This is a genomic window from Collinsella aerofaciens, from assembly GCF_039752775.1.
Lineage (GTDB): Bacteria > Actinomycetota > Coriobacteriia > Coriobacteriales > Coriobacteriaceae > Collinsella > Collinsella aerofaciens_R.
In genome coordinates this window covers 1-1586 of sequence record NZ_JBDMGT010000066.1, presented here as the reverse complement: position 1 = coordinate 1586, position 1586 = coordinate 1, and the positions used below count along the sequence as shown (strand labels likewise).

Below are 1586 nucleotides of genomic sequence, written 5' to 3'. Positions count from 1 at the left end.
AAGACGATATGAGAAAGCCATTTGGGTCGCCTCCCCCGCGGCGCAGCTTCTTTCCGCGGGCTCGGGATGCCACAATGGGCTTTGAGTATCGGCCCGTGCGGTAGCCCTTACCGCACCTGCGGGGAGGAGGCTTCCCATGCCCCATGTTACCTCCATCGGCCTGGACGTCCACGCGCGATCGGTCGCCGCCGCGGCGTTCAACCCCTTCACCGGCGAGGTGGTGCACCGTGACTTCGGGACGGACGCCGCCGAGATCGCCGAGTGGGCGCTCGGGTTCGAGGAGCCCAGGGCCTGCTACGAGAGCGGCCCCACCGGCTTCCACATGGCGCGCGAGCTGCGCGCGCTCGGCCTCGACTGCGCCGTGGCAGCCGTCTCCAAGATGCAGAGGCCGGCGGCGGACGCGCGCCGCAAGAACGACCGGCGCGACGCCGAGTTCATCGCCCGCATGCTCGCCACCCACAACATCGTGGAGGTCCCGCTGCCCGATGCGGCCGTCGAGGCCGCCCGGGACCTCGACCGCGCCCTCGACGACGCCACGGCGGAGTACCGCCGCGCCAGGCAGCGACTCAACATGTTCCTGATCAGGCTGGGCCACGTCTGGGACGAGCGCAACGCCGACGGGACGAGGAAGGGATCCTGGACGCGCGCCCACTGGAGATGGATATCCGGGATCAGGCTCGAGGGGCCCCAGCGCGACGTGCTCGAGTACTACGTCACGGCCGCGAGGTGCGCGGAGTCGGACCGCCGGCAGCTCGAGAAGAAGGTGCTCGCCCTCGCCCGGACCGACCGGTGGCGCCCGGCCGTCGAGGCGCTCTCCTGCATCAAGGGAATCGACACCCTGACGGCCTTCAGGCTCGCAGCCGAGGCGGGCTCCTTCACGAGGTTCCGGACGGCCCCGGCCTTCGCGAGCTGGTGCGGGCTAGTCCCGTCGGAGCGCTCGAGCGGCGAGACCGAGCGGCGCGGCGGGATAACCAAGACGGGCAACCGGCTCGCCAGGACGGCACTGGTGGAGTCGGCGTGGCACTACCTGACGTGCACGCCCCGCCCGAAGGCCCCGGCGCCCGGCGCGGACGTCCCCGCGGCGATCCGGGCGCGCGCCGACGCCTGCACCGCCAGGCTCTGCCGCCGCCGCGAGGCGCTGGCGGCGGCGGGCAAGAGCTCGTGCAAGGCAAACGCCGCCGTCGCGCGCGAGCTCGCCTGCTGGGTCTGGGAGATCGGGCGCCGGGCGGAGGGGACCCTCAGCTGACCCCGTCGGACAACAAGCCTCCCGCCGGGAGGGCCCGCGCCTCGACGCATCGCCGGCGCGCGTTCACGAGCCCTTTTTGGGCAGCCCAAGGGCCGCGCCCGTGAACAAGACTGGTTTCGGACGAGCGCGCCGGACGGAGAATCGAAATGCGGTGGGGTGTGCGGACATACCGGGCTGACCGCCGGCAGCGCGCCCGCAAGAGCCCGCGGATATTAGCTTGCCAGGCAAGCGTCGACTAAACGTGCAGCGTGCGCGGTCCCTCCCGACGGGAAACGAAAAAGCCCGGTTTAAAACCGGGCTCGAACAAACACGCCTATTGACAATGGCTTTCTCATATTAA

At 70.6% G+C, this 1586-nt stretch carries 1 protein-coding gene; it reads left to right on the top strand.

Features of this window, described 5'->3' with window-relative positions; all coding sequences use genetic code 11:
- The first annotated feature begins 136 nt into the window (after positions 1–136).
- A complete protein-coding gene (locus ABHR63_RS09955) occupies positions 137–1246 on the top strand; it encodes an IS110 family RNA-guided transposase (RefSeq protein ID WP_195445987.1) in 1110 nt (369 codons plus the stop codon).
- Positions 1247–1586 lie beyond the last annotated feature (340 nt).

What these genes read in the sequence shown, in the direction of transcription:
- ABHR63_RS09955 (WP_195445987.1), top strand. Translation starts at nt 137, where the DNA reads ATGCCCCATGTTACCTCCATCGGCCTGGACGTCCACGCGCGATCGGTC.